General features: G+C 65.9%; 3 protein-coding genes. All 3 read right to left on the bottom strand.

The features are described 5' to 3' along the window. Positions 1–119: 119 nt before the first annotated feature. Complete coding sequence (locus WBP53_RS08655) at positions 120–488, bottom strand: BlaI/MecI/CopY family transcriptional regulator (RefSeq protein ID WP_423927942.1); 369 nt, start codon at positions 486–488, stop codon at positions 120–122. 91 nt (positions 489–579) lie between these two features. Next, on the bottom strand, positions 580–1536 hold the full coding sequence (cyoE, locus tag WBP53_RS08650) for a heme o synthase (RefSeq protein ID WP_423927940.1): 957 nt from the start codon (positions 1534–1536) through the stop codon (positions 580–582). After that, positions 1533–1761 (bottom strand): COX15/CtaA family protein (locus WBP53_RS08645; RefSeq protein ID WP_423927938.1); only part of this gene is annotated, 229 nt, incomplete at its 5' end. The genes WBP53_RS08645 and cyoE, both read right to left, overlap by 4 nt.

Genomic DNA, 1761 nt, shown 5'->3' with positions numbered 1-1761 from the left:
GGTACAGCCATAGCACCGCGCCGGCGCCCAGCCAACGTCGCCAAAGCGGGCGCAGCGCCATTACCAGGCAGGCGGCGATGGCCAGCGCCAGGGCGGAGCGCAGCAGCCAGTCGAAAAGTTCAGCGCTCATCGTCGAACTCCGCGATCAGCTTGCGCAGTTCGTCGATGTCACGCCTGGTCAACTTGCCCTGCTCGCCGAAGTGGGCCACCAGGGGCGCAACGCGGCCGCCGAAGAGGCGTTCAAGGACGCCGCTGCTTTGTTCGGCCAGCCACGATTGGTGGCTGAGCACGGGGCGGTAACGGTAGCGCCGGCCTTCGCGTTCGGCCGACAGCGCGCCCTTGGTCAGCAGGCGGTTGATCAGGGTGCGCACGGTGGCTTCAGCCCAGCCCTGCGGCTCGGCGACAGCGGCGATCAGGTCTTCCGCGGTGGCCTCGCCGGCCGCCCAGAGCGCCTTCATGACTTCGCTTTCGGCGTCGCTGATGGAGATTCCGGCCAAGACCATTCCTTTTACACGCGTAATTGATTATTCAATTTACGCCTGTAAAACTAAAAGTCAAGCACCCGGCTGAGGCCGGATTTCAGGTCGGCAGGAATTCCAGTGTCTGGACCGCGGCTGCGGCCTCGCGCAGCAACCAGTGGTCGGCCAGCAGGAAAGCAAACAGCGCCATCAGGTAGACGATGGAATAGCTGAAGACCTGCATCGCAAAAAGTTCGGACGGCGGCTTGAGCAGGCGGATCGCGTACCAAAGAAAGACCAGGCCCAGCACCAGTGCGCCGCCCAGGTAGAACACGCCGCTCATGCCGGCGATGTAGGGCAGCACGGTGACCACCAGCAGCAGCACGGTATAGAACAGGATCTGCCAGCGCGTGTAGGTGACGCCGTAGACCACCGGCAGCATCGGGATCAGCGCCTTGGCGTAATCGTCGCGGCGGAAGATCGCCAGCGCCCAGAAATGGGGCGGCGTCCAGACGTAGATGATCAGCACCAGCAGCAGCGCGTGGTCGTAATGCAGCGGTGCACCGGCCAGGCCCCAGAAGGACACACCGGCGGGCCAGCCCTTGACCGCCGCCCAGCCCAGCGCCGGCGGCGCGGCACCCGCCAGGCCACCGATGACGATGTTCTGCGGCGTCGCCCGTTTCAAATAGCCGGTGTAGACGACCGCGTAGCCGATCAGGGACCCGAAGGTCAGCGCGGCGGTGAACAGGTTCACCCACACGGCCAGGATGGTCATCGACAGCCCGCCCAGCACCAGCGCGAAGACCAGCACCTGCATCGGACGCAATGAACCGGTGGCCAGTGGCCGGTGCTGCGTGCGCGCCATCAGCACGTCGATGCGCTGGTCGAGCAGATGGTTGATCGCCGCCGCCGATGCCGCAGCCAGCCAGATGCCCAGCGCGCCCAGCACGATGCGCTGCCAGGGCCAGGACTCGCCCGGTTCGATCGCGAGGAACATGCCGATGATCGCCGTGAAAACGATCAGCGCGACCACGCGCGGCTTGGTCAGCTCCCAGTAGGCGGCCAGCGGCTGGCTCATTCCGGCGCCCGCAGACGTGCCAGCAAACCGACGACGGTGAACAGCAGCAAGGCCGCGCCGGCGTTGTGCGCCACCGCCACCCACAGCGGCAGGCCCAGCAGGACGTTGCTGATACCCAGCGCCACCTGCGCGCTAAGCAGCACCAGGAGCAAACCACCCGAATAACGAAGACCGGTGGAGCCCAGGAGTTTGATCGCGACCATCAGCAGGTGGCCGACCACGAGC

Source organism: Dokdonella sp. (assembly GCF_049593775.1).
Classification (GTDB): Bacteria; Pseudomonadota; Gammaproteobacteria; order Xanthomonadales; family Rhodanobacteraceae; genus Dokdonella.
The sequence above is the reverse complement of the archived record's forward strand: the minus strand, read 5'-3'. Positions and strand labels throughout refer to the sequence as shown.

Coding starts and splice junctions, on each gene's coding strand:
- cyoE (WP_423927940.1), bottom strand. CDS start 1,536: ATGAGCCAGCCGCTGGCCGCCTACTGGGAGCTGACCAAGCCGCGCGTG.